The sequence below is a fragment of the Candidatus Pantoea formicae genome (assembly GCF_011752625.1).
Taxonomy (GTDB): Bacteria; Pseudomonadota; Gammaproteobacteria; order Enterobacterales; family Enterobacteriaceae; genus Pantoea; species Pantoea formicae.
This window is the reverse complement of the sequence record NZ_VWXD01000004.1, coordinates 497,616-512,162: the sequence shown is the minus strand read 5'-3', so window position 1 is coordinate 512,162 and position 14,547 is coordinate 497,616. Positions and strand designations below refer to the sequence as shown.

Here is a 14,547-nt window from a genome sequence, read left to right as displayed (position 1 = left end):
TCTCCTGAGCGTTAAGCGGTGCGCTCTTCATTAAACACCACACCGATCTGCTTCCTGACGTCATCCATGGCGTGCAGCGTTGCCAGTGAGGCGGCAAGCGGACGAACAGGCGAGTCGAGCAGGCCCTGATGAATACACCAGGCGGTATGTTCGATTTCATGACTGAGCTGAATATAGCGATTTGTCGGCTCTTCCCAGCGCAGCGTGTTTCGGCCGTCGCTGGAGGTCAGACGGAAATTGCCGGGGGCATAGAATTGACCGTCAAGATAGAGCGTGGCATCACGACCGGCGATTACGGCTGTACCCGGCGTATTGCTGAATAGCGTGGTGTTGAGCACGGCGTGCATGCCGTTACTGTGCGTTAGTAGCATCGACGTCTGACCATTGACGCCGCCCGGCGCGGGCTGGCCTTTGGCCACGATGCTCACGGGCGCACCGGCTACGAACACGCTCAAGCCAATCAGATAGCTGCCGAGATCCAGCATGGGACCGCCGGCCAAATCGAGATTAAAAATCCGATGATCTTGCGTGAAGTACTCACCGTGGTCGGCGATAAGCGTGTGAACCTCTCCCAATGCGCCATCGGCTAACAGTTGGCGGATGACGTCGTATTTGGGCGCGAAGTCGCACCACATGGCTTCCACACACAGACGTTGTTGCTGGCGCGCTTCCTGCTGCAGTTGCAAAGCTTGCTGTGCATTCAAAGCAAGCGGCTTCTCAATCAACACATGTTTGCCTGCCTTTAAGGTGCGCAGGCCATCGGGAAAGTGGTGATTGTGCGGGGTGGCGATGTAAACCACATCAATATCATTGCGGCTGAGCAGCGCATCGATCCCTTCAACGGCATGGGGAATATCCCATTTACGGGCAAAGGCTTGTGCTTTTTCAAGGCTGCGTGAGGACACCGCCACCAATTTTTGCTGGGTGTGATGACACAGCGCATTGGCAAAGTGATCGGCTATCCAGCCGGGTCCAACAATGCCCCAGCGCAGCGTGGGAATCTGGTTTTCAGGGTGGCGGCGAGGTGCGGGTAAGGTTGTAGGGAACATATCATCTCCGTTCTTATTTGTGACGTTATTAACCGGGAGCCGATAAGGCAGATCGCTTTCACTATAGGAAGGCGTAACCGCAGCCTCTAATCTTTTACTGATTCAAATCCATCAACCTCAACCACAGGTGCCGTGCAAATAAATATCAAACATTCATTTCAAATGGTATTGCGTTGAAATTTATCATTCCATTTTTGCGAGGGTGATCAAAATACTGAGAGATTCTCTATCAAATAGTGAGATTTGATGACGACTTACGCTGTGATACGTTCGCACTCTTAAGCCGATTCGGGCATTATTCTGATAATTTACTATCAATTCATTGGATGATATCGATGAGAAAAATAACCATGAATGCCATCGCCGATGCGGCGGGCGTGGGCGTCGCCACCGTGGATCGTGTGCTAAATCGCCGTATGCCGGTACGCGCCGTCACCGAGCAGAAAGTACTCGAGGCCGCGAATCGTCTGGGTTATCGCTTCGCACCGGTGATGCCCGTTCATGGCGAATCACCGACTGCACAGGTTAAGCTGCGGATGGGGTTTATCCTGCTATCACAATCTTACTCATTCTATCATTCCCTCACTGATGCGCTGCGGCAAGAGACGCAACCCCTGCATCCTGCGGGCAGTGAGCCGCTGTTTTACTGGCATGATATTGATGATGTTGCAGCAGTGGTGGCTTCGCTACACAAGCTGGCAGAGCAGGTAGAGGTGATTGGCTTAGTTGCGCTGGATCATCCACTGATTCGACATGCGATTGAAAGTCTCTCTCGCCAGGGCGTGCGGGTGTACGCGCTGTTTTCCAACTTTTCCCCTTGTGGTCACGCGGGGTATTTTGGCCTGGATAACCAGAAAGCCGGGCGTACCGCCGGGTGGTTAGCTTCTCACCTGCTACATCAGCCGGGGTCGGTGGGCGTGCTGGTGGGGGACCATCGTTTTACCTGTCAGGAGAGCTGTGAGATTAGCTTCCGGTCTTACCTGCGTGAGCAGGATAGTCGCCGCAGGGTGCTTGAACCGTTAAAAACTCATGAATCGATTGATGGCGGATATCATGCCACGCGTCAGTTGCTGGAGGATCATGCCGATTTAGCATTAATCTACGCGCCCTGTGGTGGCATTGAGGGGGTGATTCATGCACTACGCCAACAGCCACAGCGTAAGGTGGCACTGATTTGTCACGGCCCGGTAAAAGATGGCGAGCTCGCGCTGATTGATGGCAGCATTACAGTGATGATTCGCCATGAGATCGAGGATATGGCGCGACAACTGGCTCGCACGGTTCAGCAGCATCATGCTGATTCAGCAGAACATTTTTCCCAAGTCACGCTGCCGTTTGAGATCATTACGCGTGAGAATCTCTAAATCATCATCAGTAATCGCTGCGCTGCCCGCAGCGGCGCCACTTATTGCGCATCGTGGTGCCAAACCCTCTTTTTAAGAGTGCGCGATGAATCGCGCCTCGACGATTTAACATCGTCTATAAGTCGCGTGGCATCTAGGTTTGATAGATTTTCTATCAAATTTGTGATGATAAATATTATGATCGCTATCAAAAAATGAAAGTTTCATGATTGATGAAGGTGAAATTTTTATTTGATACTTGCGCTATCCAATACCGCAAGGAACGATCATGACGATTCATATTGCTAATGCCCCCTGCAGTTGGGGTGTGGACGATCCTAAAAATCCCTTCCTGCCGCCGTGGCAGAAAGTCCTCACAGAAGCTGCACAGGCAGGGTACAAAAGCATTGAGCTGGGTCCCTGGAGCTATCTCCCAACGGATGCCAGCGAACTGCGTCATCAGTTAGAAGCGCATCAGCTTTCGCTAGTGGCGGGCACGATCTTTGACGATCTGGTCAGCGAGGCGAACTTCCCGGCAATGGTTGAACTGACGCACAACATCTGTCGCAACCTGTCGCAAGTCCCTACCGCTGAGAAAACCCACGCGGATAATCTGCCTGCGCCTTATCTGGTGATCATTGATTTTGGGAATCCTGAGCGTGCCAAATTTGCCGGGCAGTCTGACAAAGCGCCGCGACTCTCCAGCGAAGAGTGGCAGCACATGATGCAGCACATCACCACCCTGAGCCAGATTGCTCGCGATGAATATGGCGTCCGTGCGGTGATTCATCCGCATGCGGGCGGCTGCATTGAGTTCGCCGACGAACTGGAGCAGCTGGTGCAGGACATTCCGCACGAGGTGGCCGGTTTGTGCCTCGACACCGGGCATCTCTACTACTCCGGCATGGATCCCATCCCTTATCTGAACCGTTACTGGGATCGCATTGATTATCTGCACTTCAAAGATGTCAATGACGCAGTCTGGCGCGATGTCATCGCCCGCGGCGTGGACTTTTTTGCTGCCTGCGCCGAAGGGGTGATGTGCCCGATTGGCAAAGGCGCGATTGACTATCCGGCGGTGCGGGCATTCCTCGCTGAGCGCAATTATCAGGGCTGGATCACCATTGAGCAGGAGCGCGATCCGCGCAACGCCGACACCAGCCTGCGCGACGTTACCGCCAGCCTTCACTACCTGCAATCGGTCGGATTCTGAGGAGAACATCATGATTAATGGCATTAAAGCTCTGGATCGATCACTGCGCTGGGGCATGGTGGGCGGCGGCGGCACCAGCCAGATTGGCTATATCCATCGTTCTGCGGCGCTGCGTGATGGCAATTTCGTGTTGCAGGCGGGGGCATTTGATCTTAACGCTGAACGTGGCCGTGCGTTTGGCGTATCGCTGGGTGTCGATGCGGATCGCTGCTATCCGGATTACGAAACGATGTTTGCGGCGGAAGCGGCGCGTGCAGACGGTATCGAAGCCGTTTCCATCGCCACACCGAACAATACCCACTTCACCATCTGCCGTGCGGCGCTCAATGCCGGACTGCATGTGGTATGTGAAAAACCGCTCTGTTTCACGGCCGCTGAAGCGGATGAGCTGGAAAAACTCTGTGCTGAGAAGAAGAAGATCATTGGTGTGACTTACGGTTATGCCGGGCATCAACTGATTCATCAGGCGCGGGAAATGATCGCGGAAGGTCTGCTGGGTGAGATCCGCATTATCAATATGCAGTTTGCACATGGCTTCCATAATGAAGCCGTGGAATTGCAGAATGAAAGCACCAAATGGCGTGTCGATCCGCGCTTTGTGGGGCCTAGCTACGTACTGGGCGATCTGGCGACCCATCCGCTGTTTATCGCGGAAACCATGGTGCCGAAACTGCAGGTGAAACGCCTGTTGTGCAGCCGCCAAAGCTTCGTTAAGAGTCGCGCCCCCTTAGAAGATAACGCCTTTGTGATGATGGAGTATGACAATGGTGCGGTTGGCACTATGTGGGCCTCAGCGGTGAACAGCGGCTCGATGCACGGGCAGAAGGTGCGTGTGATTGGAGAGAAAGCGAGCCTGGAGTGGTGGGACGAGCAGCCGAACCAGTTGCGCTATGAAGTGCAGGGCGAGCCAGTACAAATTCTGGAGCGCGGTATGGGCTACCTCCACCAACGTGCTTTGTCTGAGGATCGTATCGGCGGTGGTCATCCTGAAGGGCTGTTCGAAGCATGGTCGAACCTGTATCGCCGTTTTGCACTCGCAATGGATGCTACCGATCGCGGCGATAGCGCGTTTCTCGCTGATTTCTGGTACCCAGATGTGCATGCCGGTTTAATGGGCGTACGTTGGGTAGAGCAGTGTGTGAAGTCCGCGGATGCCGGAGCGGTGTGGGTAGATTGCTAAGGTTACATCAAGACGACTAAACCCTGGCGGCATGATTTATCACGCGCATCTGAAGCAGCATTGTTGCTGTCAGATGCGCAATAAATTGGGCCGCCCAGGACATGTGCATACTGAGATCAATGTGATCTCAAATCACTTAGAAACCGCTGTGCGCGTGGGTGCTGTGGCTGGGTGAAGAACTTCTCGGGTGTTGATTTCTCCAGAATCTGTCCCTGATCCATAAACCAGATGGTGTCGGCGACTTCTCGGGCGAAGTTCATTTCGTGCGTCACACACATCATGGTCATCCCTTCCTGCGCCAGGCTGCGCATCACAGATAACACTTCACCGACCATCTCAGGATCGAGCGCCGAGGTCGGTTCATCAAACAGCATCACCGGCGGCTTCATCGCCAGCGCACGCGCAATCGCCACACGTTGTTGCTGACCGCCGGAGAGTTGTGCCGGATAGGCGTCCGCTTTATGAGATAAGCCGACGCGCTCCAGCAACTCACCCGCTTGTTTACGCGCTTCTGCACGCTTTACGCCTAATACTTTCATCGGTGACATCATGATGTTCTCGGCCACGGAGACGTGCGGGAAGAGATTGAAACTCTGGAACACAAATCCAATGCGGGTGCGCAGTTGATTGAGGCGTGTGCTGCTGCCGTGAATATCGGTGCCATCAAACACGATCTGGCCGTTATCAATCGGTTCCAGGCGATTAACGGTGCGGATCAAAGTCGATTTTCCTGATCCAGACGGACCGCACACCACCACCACCTCGCCAGTATTAATTTCGGCACTTAGGTCGGTCAGCGCCTGATATGCGCCATACCATTTGTTGACCTGGTTAAACATGATCATCGGGCTCATAGTGGTTCCTTATTGCGAAGAGGTTTTAGTCAGCATCACCGCGGGCGCAATGCTGGGATTGGCCTGCGGCGGTTGGCGACGTTTCTGCGCAATATGCGCTTCAAGTTTGTTAGCGAGCCAGGTGAGGCTGAAGCAGATGATGTAGTAACTCAGCGCCACAATGGCGAATACCTGGAACGGTTTTGTGAGCAATTGGTTGCTGACCTGATTGGCGGCAAAGGTCAACTCAGGCACGTTAATCACGTAGCCGAGTGTGGAGTCTTTGATAATCGAAACCAGTTGGCTCACCAGGCTCGGCAAGGTGTTGAACAGCGCCTGCGGCAGAATCACTAAACGCAGGGTTTTCAGGTGGCTCATCCCCAGCGCACGTGACGCTTCATACTGGCCGTGCGGCAGCGCCTGAATGCCGCCTCGCACGATCTCGGCGATGTAGGCGCTCTCATAAATCACCAGCGTACACAGCATGGTGGTGAAGCCGCTGATGTTGTGGCCAATCAGTAACGGTACGCAGAAATAAGTCCAGAACACCACCATCATCAGAGGGATGCCGCGCAGCAGATAGACCCAGCAGGTGGCGGGCCAGCTCAGCCAGCGCCACGGCGACAAACGTGCCAGGCCGAGCAATACGCCGATGGGAAAGGCCAGCAATACTGCCAGCACGGAGATCAAAAGCGTACAGAGTACGCCGCCCAGCGGACCGTTAGGGTACTGGCCCATTAACAGCAGCATGCCGTTGTCATGCAAAATGGTGAAGATCTCTAACATCGCCATTACCTCGCGTAAACGCGCTGGAAGCGGCGGGCCAGCAGCGCGCCCAAGCCCATCAGCAGCAGGGAGAAGAACAGGTAACCCACGGTGGCCACTAAGTAGGATTCGAAGGTACGGAAGGTTTGGTTCTCGATATCACGCGTCACATAGGTGAGGTCTGCCACGCCAATGACCATCGCCAGACTGGTGTTTTTAAACAGCAGCACGGTGTGATTGACCACGGATGGCAGCGCATTGCGCACACCCTGCGGCAAAATCACTGAGTGCATGGCGCGGACATAGCTCATGCCAAGCGCGCGTGCGGCCTCATTCTGTCCGTCTGGAATGGCGCGCAGGCCGCTACGGATATCTTCAGAGAAGTAAGCGGCCTGGCACAGCCCGAGCGCGATAAGAGAAAATAAAAACTCGGCGTTGTAGTCAACGATCATCATCTGCAGCGATTCCGGCAGCAGGGTGGGGATCGCGAAGTACCACATCATCAACTGAATCAACGTTGGCACATTGCGGTGATAGGAGACATACGCCTTGACCAGCCCAACGGCAACGCGATTTTCCGTCAGGCGGACCACCACCAGTAGCAGGGCGAGGACCATCGCCAGCAGCCAGGCACCCAACGCCAGTTCAAGGGTGACCACCGTTCCGTCAACGATCATCTGGCCGTAATGGCCGGTTATCACACTGCTGAAATCAAGTGCCATAAAGTTACCTCATCGTACGGTATTACGCGGTGCGGTCGCCCGGTCGCATTGTGGAAAGACCGCCCGGTACCTGCAGCGTCGGGGTAATTTCGATGTTGCCGATGTTGACGGCGACCGGAGCCGACAGCGCAAAGGCCACGCAGTCGGCAATATCTTTGGCCTGCGGGAGTTCGAAGCCGTCGATAAAGCGGCGACGCGCATCATCGTGATCGCCTGAAACGTTACCGAAGATGTCGGTGGCCACGCGGCCCGGGCAGATTTCGGTGATACGCACACGTTTGCCATAGCAGTCCACGCGGAGCTGGCGCGACAGGGCATGCACTCCGGCTTTGGTGGCGTGATACACCGAGTTGCCGTTGAAGTTGTAGATGGCAGCAATCGAGGTGATGTTGAACACATGACCACGGTCGCGCGCCACCATGCCTGGTACCAGTAAGCGGCACAGATGCAGCACGGCACGCAGGTTGACGTCAACTTGGGTCTCCACCACGTTTTCATCGGCTTCAAGGATTGAACCTGGATGCGACAGGCCGGCATTGTTGACCAGGATATCGATTTCCAGGTCTTTGCACAGCGCGGTCAGCGCATTGACGTCACTGACATCCACCGCATGCGGGATACAACCGGTGCGATCGGCCAGTGCGGCCAACTGTTCCTTGCGACGTGCCACCGCGTGCACGGTGATCCCTTCTTTGCACAGGCGCTCAACAATCGCTTCGCCCATGCCAGCCGATGCGCCGGTCACCAGCGCGGTTTTGTAATCTGAAAATGGCATTTGTGTTTCCTCGTCTCGCCAGGTGTGTGTCCGGCGTAATGGGTCTTTTTTGACTTTATGCAGTTATGTCGCAAGGGCATAAGACATAAAAACTGTGAGGCGATAAGAGCCCCTTATAACCGGATTAATAATTAATTATCCGATTGAAGAATAAGAATTTCTTCATCGTATTCAACCGCAGATCGCGTTGCAGAGGGGAATGGTTGCACCCGCCCTTTGCAGGGACTAAGCACCGGCACGTACAGGGGGCCGACCTGCACCATCGCCAGCAGATCCTGAGGTTCTACCTGCTGTCCAGGCTGGACAAAATCTTGCTGGCTGTGTGGGTGGCGACGCAGCAGTGTGCCGGGCAGGGGCGCGCCAATCCGATGCGTCTCGGGCGGGCACGCTTGCATCGGGATCACCGTTGGGGATGAGAGGGAGGGCGGGTCAAACGTCAGACGCACCGACCACTGTTTGCCCTCTAACGCCAGGCTGTTAAGGCCGGATCGTTGCATCTTGCGCGCCAACGCACGCAACGTCGGCAGCGGTATCGCAGTTTTTTCCATGGGGTTCCCGTCAAAGCGAAACACGCCCGCCGCAGCGGGCAACAGACCGGATCAATCTAGCGCGTTCGTCAGACGGGTTGTAAGAGGGTTTCGCTTTGCGGTGATAAGCGGGTCTTATCCCACCAGAGTCAGTGGATGGTTCTCCACGTTGCGGCGCGACATCAGCGACAGCAAAATGGATTTCACTGCTTCGGCAGGCTGGGAAAGTGGCAGATGATCTGACATGCAGAACGACAGTGAGGCCTGCACATCCGGCTCGATGATCTTCGCCATCCAGGTATCCCCATTTTTCAGCATCGCGCGTGCGGCGGATTCCGGCATGATGGTGGTGCCCAGACCGGCACTCAATGCCGCATTTAGGGTGGTTTGCGACTCAATTTCGCACTTCACGCGGTACTGCAGATTGTTCTGCACGAAGGCGTCATCCAGTACTTTGCGCATGATGTTGTAGATACGTGGCAGGAACAGATCATATTGCGCGACCTGTGACAGCGGGATCTCTTTCACCGGTTTTGCCAGGCTGAACGGGCAAACGAAGCACAGATCTTCTTTCATCAGCGGCATGAAGCGCAGGCCATGGATGGTGCGATGATCGTAAATCACCGCCATATCCATACGCCCGTTCATGATCAGCTCGCTCAGGGTGGTGCCGAAGTTCTCGTTAAAATAGAGCACGATGCCAGGATGCTGCTGCTGCACTTCCATCATCAGCGGTAGCGCCAGGTTTTGCGCCGCTGTGCCCGGTGCCAGCCCGACGGAAACGCTGCCGCTCAGCGCAGCGCCGACCAGATCAATCGCACTTTGCGCCTGTTCGCACTGGCGCAAAATGGACTGTGCATGGGAATAGAGTGTTTTCCCGGCTTCAGTAGGCGTGACACCGCGTTTGGTGCGAATCAACAGCTGTTGATTGACTTCACCTTCCAGCGTAGCCAGCTGCTGGCTCAACGCGGGTTGGGCTATATGCAGGATATCGGCAGCTTGCGTCAGGCTTCCGACGTCAACAATTTTAACAAAGTACTTCAGGCGACGAAGATTCATGGACACTTCCCTCAAACAGAACGCATATCCTCATCAAGCAAAGTTGATGCCAGGATAAGCTTTCGTTATTGAACTCAGACAGGAGGGTACGGCTACCGGGCCTCCTGAGGCTGGTGCTGAGCTAGTGAGCCGCCGGCATGGCGGGTGTTGAAAAATGCAGCGCTGCACCGAATGAGTGCAGTTGACCCATCAGCATTGCCAGTGACGGGCAAGGAAAATCGTGGGTTCGGGATGTAACCTGGGAAAGAAAGTAACACTTTATTAACATTCCGTCAGGCGTGCGGGCGTGACCTGTCGCGCAATTCTGAGTCAATCTGCCGCCTTTATGGCAGAAGTGTGCAGTCGGTCCAGTCATCGCTTTGTGTTATATCACCACAACAAAGCACTATTATCCGTGGCTTCGGCCCTAATCCTATGCTCAGGGAAAACTGACATCCCCCGAACCCAGGATTGAACATGCCCGAGATAGCCGATCGTTTAAAGAATGTGACCGTTTCCGCCTCCGTTGCCATGACCCAAAAAGCGCGCGATCTCGCTGCGCAGGGCGTTGATGTGGTAGCACTTTCTACCGGCGAACCCGACTTCCCTACACCGGAACATGCGATTGAAGCCGCGTATGCCGCTGCACGCGCGGGCGACACGCGCTACCCACCCACCGACGGCACGCCTGCACTGCGCAAAGCGATTCAGCTGAAATTCAAACGGGATAACCAGCTGGAGTATGACGTCAGCCAGATTCTGACGGCCGGTGGCGCGAAGCAGATCATCTTTAACGCCATCCTGGCGACCATCAATCCGGGCGACGAAGTGGTGATCCCCACGCCATCGTGGATCAGCTATGCCGATATCGTGAAATTTGCCGGTGGTGTTCCGGTGCCGCTGCCGTGTGCTCAGGAGAATGGCTTTAAACCGCTGCCAGCGGATCTGGATGCGGCGATCACTGACAAGACTAAATGGCTGCTGCTGAACTATCCGAGCAACCCGACCGGTTCGGTGGCCAGCAAAGCCGAGTTGCAGGCGCTGGGTGACGTGCTGCTGCGCCATCCGCAGGTGTGGATCATGACGGATGATATCTATGAACATCTGATCTATGACGATGTGCGTTTTTACACTCTGGCGCAGGTTGAACCGCGTCTGTATGACCGTGTGCTGACGGTGAACGGCGTGTCGAAAGCCTATTCGATGACCGGCTGGCGTTTGGGCTTCTGCGGCGGTCCCGCACCGCTGATTAAAGCCATGAGCAATGTGAACACCCAGAACAGTGGCGGCGTCTGTACCTTGACGCAAGCGGCGGCGGTAGCAGTGTTAGATGGGCCACAGGATCTGTTGCAGGAGCGCGCGCGCATCTACCGTGAACGCCGTGATTACGTGCTGGAGCGTCTGACCTCGATTGATGGTCTGCGTTGCCATAAGCCAGAAGGTGCTTTTTATCTGTTTGTGAATATTGAAGGGCTGATCGGCAAGACCAGCGCCGGTGGCCGTTTGATCCGTAACGATGCCGATTTTGTGCTGGCGCTGATCGAAGAGCAGCACGTGGTGACGGTGCAGGGTGCTGCTTATGGTATGAGTCCGTACTTCCGCCTTTCCTACGCCACGAGTATGGAGCGCTTAGATACCGGTTGTGACCGCATCGCAGCGTTCTGCGCTGGCTGTCGATAAGCTGAAACCGAAAAAATGGCTGCCCATTGGCAGCCATTTTTTATTGGGCGATGCAAAAATGTTACTGCGCAAGCACCTCTGCCGCAGGCGCAACCTGATGACCACTGGCTTCAATTTCACTACGCACGATAGTGGCGAGGGCCAGTGAACCCGGTGTGTCGCTGTGTACCAGAATCGAACGGGCCCGCACAGTAATCACCTCCCCTTCGAAGGTGGTGACAGTGCCATGTTGCAAGAACTGCCGCACGCGGGCACGCAGTGCCGCCTCATCTTTAATCACTGAACCGGCAATGCCGCGTGGCACTAAACGGCCCTGGGCATCATAGGCGCGGTCGGCGAGGAACAGCGTCAGGGTTTTCAGGCCCGCCGCCTGCGCAGCGCGTTCAATGATGGTATCGGGTTGTGCGAACACAATCAGATCCGAATTGATGCGGGCCACCAGCGCCATCACCTGCTGTGCCAACGCCTCGTCACGGTTAACGATATTGCCCATTGCGGCATGGAAACTAAAGTGTGACACATGGGTGCCCTCTGCTTTGGCAATGGCAGTCAGCGCGCCGAGTTGATAGGCCACCTGCTGGCATATCTCTTCGGCACTGAACGGCAGTTCACGACGTCCAAAGCCCTGACGATCGGGTAAGCCCGGATGTGCACCAATGCCAACACCGTGCTCTTTCGCCAGTCGCACCATTCGGGTCATGATCGCCGGATCGCCTGCGTGGAATCCGCAGGCGATATTGGCGGAGGAGACCACCTTCATCAGCGCGGCGTCATCGCACAGTTGATAAACGCCGAAGCCTTCACCCATATCGGAGTTCACATCGATCTTCATGGTTGAGGTTCCTTTAGAGAGTTATGCCAGCAACGCTTTGCGCAGTGGCGGGCAGCTGAGACGTAAACGGCTAAGCCAGCGTGTGACTTCCTGATCAATGGCGATCGCCTCACGCGCTTCGCTCTGGATCAGTTGGATCGATTGGCCGGGCAGCACTTGCCCCAGTCGCCAAAGATCCTGCTCAATCACCCCCGCGATCTTGGGATAACCGCCCGCGGTGTTGGCATCGCTGAGCTGAATGATCGGTTCACCGCCCGGTGGCACCTGCACAATGCCGGGAATCAGTCCGTAAGAGCGCATTTCAATGGTTTGTGAGGGAAAAATCGGATCGCCAGCCAGTCGATAACCCGTACGGTTACTCTGATTGGATACTTGCCAGGACTGCTGCCAGAAGCGCGGCGCATCGGCGGCGAACAGTGGATATTCTCCTGATGGAATGGCACGCAACTGGATTTCACCTGCGCTGTTGCGAGGAAAATGCGCGTGCATGGCACTGTCGGGCGGCTCAATACCGATGCCGCTAGTGGGTAGGGGCAAAGCGCGTATTTCACCCAGCACCAACCGATCGCCGCGTTGCAACGGACGGCCCTCCAGCCCACCAAATCCACCGCGCAGCGCCGTGCTGCGTGAACCCAGCACCACTGGCACATCAATACCCCCCGCTACGCACAAATAACCGCGTGCGCCACTGCGTGGATAGCGCATTTCCAGCACCTGGCCGGCCCGCACCGCGCAGCCCCACCAGGGCGGTAAGGGAGCGCCATCCAGCGTGGCGCGGCAGTCGGCGCCGGTGATGGCGATACTGCTGTCTTGCAGAAATCGGACGCGAAACGGGAACAGCTGCACTTCAACCGCAGCCGCATTCTCATCATTACCCAGCAGCAGATTACCCGCACGTAACGCTAGCGGGTCCATCACGCCGCTGACCGAAACACCCATATGGCGAAAGTTGAAACGGCCAAGATCTTGTACTGTGTTCAGCGCACCGCTCTGTTCAATTTCAATCACAGTTCAATCCTCTGTGGTAGAAAACGGATGCGATCGCCCGGTGCCATTAACGCCGGAGATTCAGCATAGGGATCAAAGACATCCAGCTCGGCAAAACCGATGGCATTCCAGCCGTTTGGCCCTGTCAGTGCCGAGACGCCAGCCTGTGCGCCACCGATGGTGACGGTGCCTTTGAGCATGCTAAGTGACGGTACTTTCTTACGCGGGGTGGCTAACTGCGGATCGAGCCCATGCAGGTAACCAAAGCCTGGCGCGCTGCCCAGCGCAAACACCGTGTATTCGCTTTGATGATGGCGGCGCACCACTTCCCGCGCACTGAAACCGGTGTGGCAACAAACCGCATCCAGATCGATGGCGTGCTCGCCGCCGTAATGGACCGGAATTTCAATCAGTTTCCCCCGCGGGCTGATGGCCTGTGCCTGCTCCCAGACGGCATGCAGTGAGGCGCGCACGGCCGCTTCGTCATCGGGTATCTGACGAAATAGCACCAGCAAATTGGTGACACCGGGGATCAAGGCTTCAATCGCCTCATCCGCCTGTAGCAAGCGAGCCAGTGACCAGATACGACGCTGGGAGGGCAGATCAAAACCACCCGGTGCCTCCACCAGCCACGCACGGGCGCCGATGGTGGAAAGGGTGATCGTAGCGGAACAAGCCAGCGCAGATGCGCTGGCGGGCTGGATATCCGGTTGCGACATCACGGGCATGATTATTCCAGTGGTTCAAATTTCAGGCTGGAGAGCGGCTGTACGCGCTCTTCGCGCACCATTTTGTATTCGGTATTTGGCCCAATCCAAGTGTTCCAAATTTTGTCGATGGTACCGTCATCATCCATTGCCTTCAGACCACTGTTAACGCTGGCGAGCAGTGCCGGTTCATCTTTCTTCATGCCAATACCGATCGGCTCGAGCGCCATTGGCTCTTTTACCATCGCCAGGTCAATACCGTCTTTTTTCGCCTGAGCAATGGTTTTCATGCCGGTCATGGTGTTGGTGACGAAGCCCACGGATTTGTTCTGCTCCAGCGCAAGGAACGCCGAGGCCGAATCCTGGAAGGTCACTGCTTTGCCGCCTTTGATGTGAATTGACTGTTCCGACGTGGTGCCTTTGGTAGCGCTAATGCGTTTACCCTGGAAGTAGCTCAGGGGTTTGTCGGCCAGCGGGGCTTTGACCAGCAGCATCTCTTTGGCGACGTAGTAAGGATCGCTGAACTGAATCTGATTGCCGCGCGTCTTGGTGTAAGCAAGGTTGGCGATTAGCACATCAGCACGGCCCGTGGCGATCACAGCGATACGCGCTTCGACGGACGTTGGCACCAGCGTGAGTTTGACGTTCATCTGCTTCGCCAACGCGTTGCAAAGATCAATATCCATGCCCACCAACTGACGCGTTTGTGGATCTGGGGAAGAGAAGGGTGGCACGTCTGAGTAAACGGCGCACTTCAGCTCGCCGCTTGATTTGATGTTCGCCATCATGTCTGCATGAGCCGCGGAAATAGCCAGCAGTGGCAGCATTGCCAGCCCGATGGTGGTACGTCTTTTCATGGTCATGTGAACTCCCTCAATTATGGATACCACGGCATC

General features: G+C 55.7%; 15 protein-coding genes. 4 read left to right on the top strand and 11 right to left on the bottom strand.

The features are described 5' to 3' along the window. Positions 1–11: 11 nt before the first annotated feature. Entirely contained in the window at positions 12–1,049 is a 1,038-nt protein-coding gene (locus F3J38_RS14975) for a Gfo/Idh/MocA family protein (protein WP_167139633.1), read from the bottom strand. A gap of 335 nt (positions 1,050–1,384) precedes the next feature. Between F3J38_RS14975 and F3J38_RS14970 the strand changes: the two genes are divergently transcribed. The 3 genes from F3J38_RS14970 to F3J38_RS14960 all read left to right on the top strand — a co-directional run bounded on the left by F3J38_RS14970 (position 1,385) and on the right by F3J38_RS14960 (position 4,785). Further along, positions 1,385–2,413 carry a LacI family DNA-binding transcriptional regulator gene (locus tag F3J38_RS14970; RefSeq protein ID WP_167139631.1) on the top strand — a complete coding sequence of 343 codons (1,029 nt, stop codon included), beginning with the start codon at positions 1,385–1,387 and terminating at the stop codon, positions 2,411–2,413. Positions 2,414–2,681: 268 nt separating this feature from the next. Beyond that, positions 2,682–3,605, top strand: coding sequence for a TIM barrel protein (locus F3J38_RS14965; protein ID WP_167139629.1), 924 nt, complete (start codon positions 2,682–2,684; stop codon positions 3,603–3,605). Positions 3,606–3,615: 10 nt separating this feature from the next. Beyond that, the gene (locus F3J38_RS14960; RefSeq protein ID WP_167139627.1) at positions 3,616–4,785 is read left to right on the top strand and encodes a Gfo/Idh/MocA family protein; all 1,170 of its coding nucleotides are present in this window, start codon (positions 3,616–3,618) and stop codon (positions 4,783–4,785) included. Positions 4,786–4,901: 116 nt separating this feature from the next. On the opposite strand, the gene F3J38_RS14955 is transcribed toward F3J38_RS14960, so the two are convergent. The 6 genes from F3J38_RS14955 to nac form a co-directional block, all read right to left on the bottom strand. Continuing rightward, a complete protein-coding gene (locus tag F3J38_RS14955; protein ID WP_167139625.1) occupies positions 4,902–5,639 on the bottom strand; it encodes an amino acid ABC transporter ATP-binding protein in 738 nt (245 codons plus the stop codon). A gap of 9 nt (positions 5,640–5,648) precedes the next feature. Further along, on the bottom strand, positions 5,649–6,404 hold the full coding sequence (locus F3J38_RS14950) for an amino acid ABC transporter permease (RefSeq protein ID WP_167139623.1): 756 nt from the start codon (positions 6,402–6,404) through the stop codon (positions 5,649–5,651). 5 nt (positions 6,405–6,409) lie between these two features. Further along, the gene (locus F3J38_RS14945) at positions 6,410–7,105 is read right to left on the bottom strand and encodes an amino acid ABC transporter permease (RefSeq protein ID WP_167139621.1); all 696 of its coding nucleotides are present in this window, start codon (positions 7,103–7,105) and stop codon (positions 6,410–6,412) included. 22 nt (positions 7,106–7,127) lie between these two features. Further along, the gene (locus F3J38_RS14940) at positions 7,128–7,880 is read right to left on the bottom strand and encodes an SDR family oxidoreductase (protein WP_167139619.1); all 753 of its coding nucleotides are present in this window, start codon (positions 7,878–7,880) and stop codon (positions 7,128–7,130) included. Between the two features lie 131 nt (positions 7,881–8,011). Further along, a complete protein-coding gene (locus F3J38_RS14935) occupies positions 8,012–8,428 on the bottom strand; it encodes an acetyl-CoA carboxylase biotin carboxyl carrier protein (RefSeq protein ID WP_167139617.1) in 417 nt (138 codons plus the stop codon). 114 nt (positions 8,429–8,542) lie between these two features. Further along, positions 8,543–9,466, bottom strand: coding sequence for a nitrogen assimilation transcriptional regulator NAC (nac, locus tag F3J38_RS14930; protein ID WP_034826712.1), 924 nt, complete (start codon positions 9,464–9,466; stop codon positions 8,543–8,545). A gap of 456 nt (positions 9,467–9,922) precedes the next feature. Here nac and F3J38_RS14925 point away from each other — a divergent pair, with 456 nt between their 5' ends. Further along, positions 9,923–11,125: a pyridoxal phosphate-dependent aminotransferase gene (locus F3J38_RS14925; protein WP_167139615.1), complete on the top strand. Its 1,203-nt coding sequence runs from the start codon at positions 9,923–9,925 to the stop codon at positions 11,123–11,125. A gap of 61 nt (positions 11,126–11,186) precedes the next feature. Here the strand turns inward: F3J38_RS14925 and F3J38_RS14920 are convergent, their stop codons facing one another. Genes F3J38_RS14920 through F3J38_RS14905 form a run of 4 tightly spaced genes read right to left on the bottom strand, consistent with a single transcriptional unit; the run spans position 11,187 to position 14,514 of the window. Continuing rightward, on the bottom strand, positions 11,187–11,957 hold the full coding sequence (locus tag F3J38_RS14920) for a 5-oxoprolinase subunit PxpA (RefSeq protein ID WP_167139613.1): 771 nt from the start codon (positions 11,955–11,957) through the stop codon (positions 11,187–11,189). 21 nt (positions 11,958–11,978) lie between these two features. Then, positions 11,979–12,965, bottom strand: a complete 987-nt coding sequence (locus F3J38_RS14915) for a 5-oxoprolinase subunit C family protein (protein WP_167139611.1) — start codon at positions 12,963–12,965, stop codon at positions 11,979–11,981. Further along, complete coding sequence (gene pxpB, locus F3J38_RS14910) at positions 12,962–13,663, bottom strand: 5-oxoprolinase subunit PxpB (protein ID WP_370661727.1); 702 nt, start codon at positions 13,661–13,663, stop codon at positions 12,962–12,964. The genes F3J38_RS14915 and pxpB overlap by 4 nt, the downstream gene beginning before the upstream one ends. Positions 13,664–13,674: 11 nt before the next feature. After that, positions 13,675–14,514, bottom strand: coding sequence for a transporter substrate-binding domain-containing protein (locus F3J38_RS14905; protein WP_167139600.1), 840 nt, complete (start codon positions 14,512–14,514; stop codon positions 13,675–13,677). Positions 14,515–14,547: the final 33 nt, after the last annotated feature.

Bases quoted from the DNA above. Each gene is read 5' to 3' on its own strand.
- F3J38_RS14920 (WP_167139613.1), bottom strand. From the start codon at position 11,957: ATGAAGATCGATGTGAACTCCGATATGGGTGAAGGCTTCGGCGTTTAT.
- pxpB (WP_370661727.1), bottom strand. From the start codon at position 13,663: ATGTCGCAACCGGATATCCAGCCCGCCAGCGCATCTGCGCTGGCTTGT.
- F3J38_RS14960 (WP_167139627.1), top strand. From the start codon at position 3,616: ATGATTAATGGCATTAAAGCTCTGGATCGATCACTGCGCTGGGGCATG.
- F3J38_RS14940 (WP_167139619.1), bottom strand. From the start codon at position 7,880: ATGCCATTTTCAGATTACAAAACCGCGCTGGTGACCGGCGCATCGGCT.
- F3J38_RS14905 (WP_167139600.1), bottom strand. From the start codon at position 14,514: ATGACCATGAAAAGACGTACCACCATCGGGCTGGCAATGCTGCCACTG.
- F3J38_RS14945 (WP_167139621.1), bottom strand. From the start codon at position 7,105: ATGGCACTTGATTTCAGCAGTGTGATAACCGGCCATTACGGCCAGATG.
- F3J38_RS14975 (WP_167139633.1), bottom strand. From the start codon at position 1,049: ATGTTCCCTACAACCTTACCCGCACCTCGCCGCCACCCTGAAAACCAG.
- F3J38_RS14955 (WP_167139625.1), bottom strand. From the start codon at position 5,639: ATGAGCCCGATGATCATGTTTAACCAGGTCAACAAATGGTATGGCGCA.
- nac (WP_034826712.1), bottom strand. From the start codon at position 9,466: ATGAATCTTCGTCGCCTGAAGTACTTTGTTAAAATTGTTGACGTCGGA.
- F3J38_RS14950 (WP_167139623.1), bottom strand. From the start codon at position 6,404: ATGTTAGAGATCTTCACCATTTTGCATGACAACGGCATGCTGCTGTTA.
- F3J38_RS14965 (WP_167139629.1), top strand. From the start codon at position 2,682: ATGACGATTCATATTGCTAATGCCCCCTGCAGTTGGGGTGTGGACGAT.
- F3J38_RS14970 (WP_167139631.1), top strand. From the start codon at position 1,385: ATGAGAAAAATAACCATGAATGCCATCGCCGATGCGGCGGGCGTGGGC.
- F3J38_RS14935 (WP_167139617.1), bottom strand. From the start codon at position 8,428: ATGGAAAAAACTGCGATACCGCTGCCGACGTTGCGTGCGTTGGCGCGC.
- F3J38_RS14925 (WP_167139615.1), top strand. From the start codon at position 9,923: ATGCCCGAGATAGCCGATCGTTTAAAGAATGTGACCGTTTCCGCCTCC.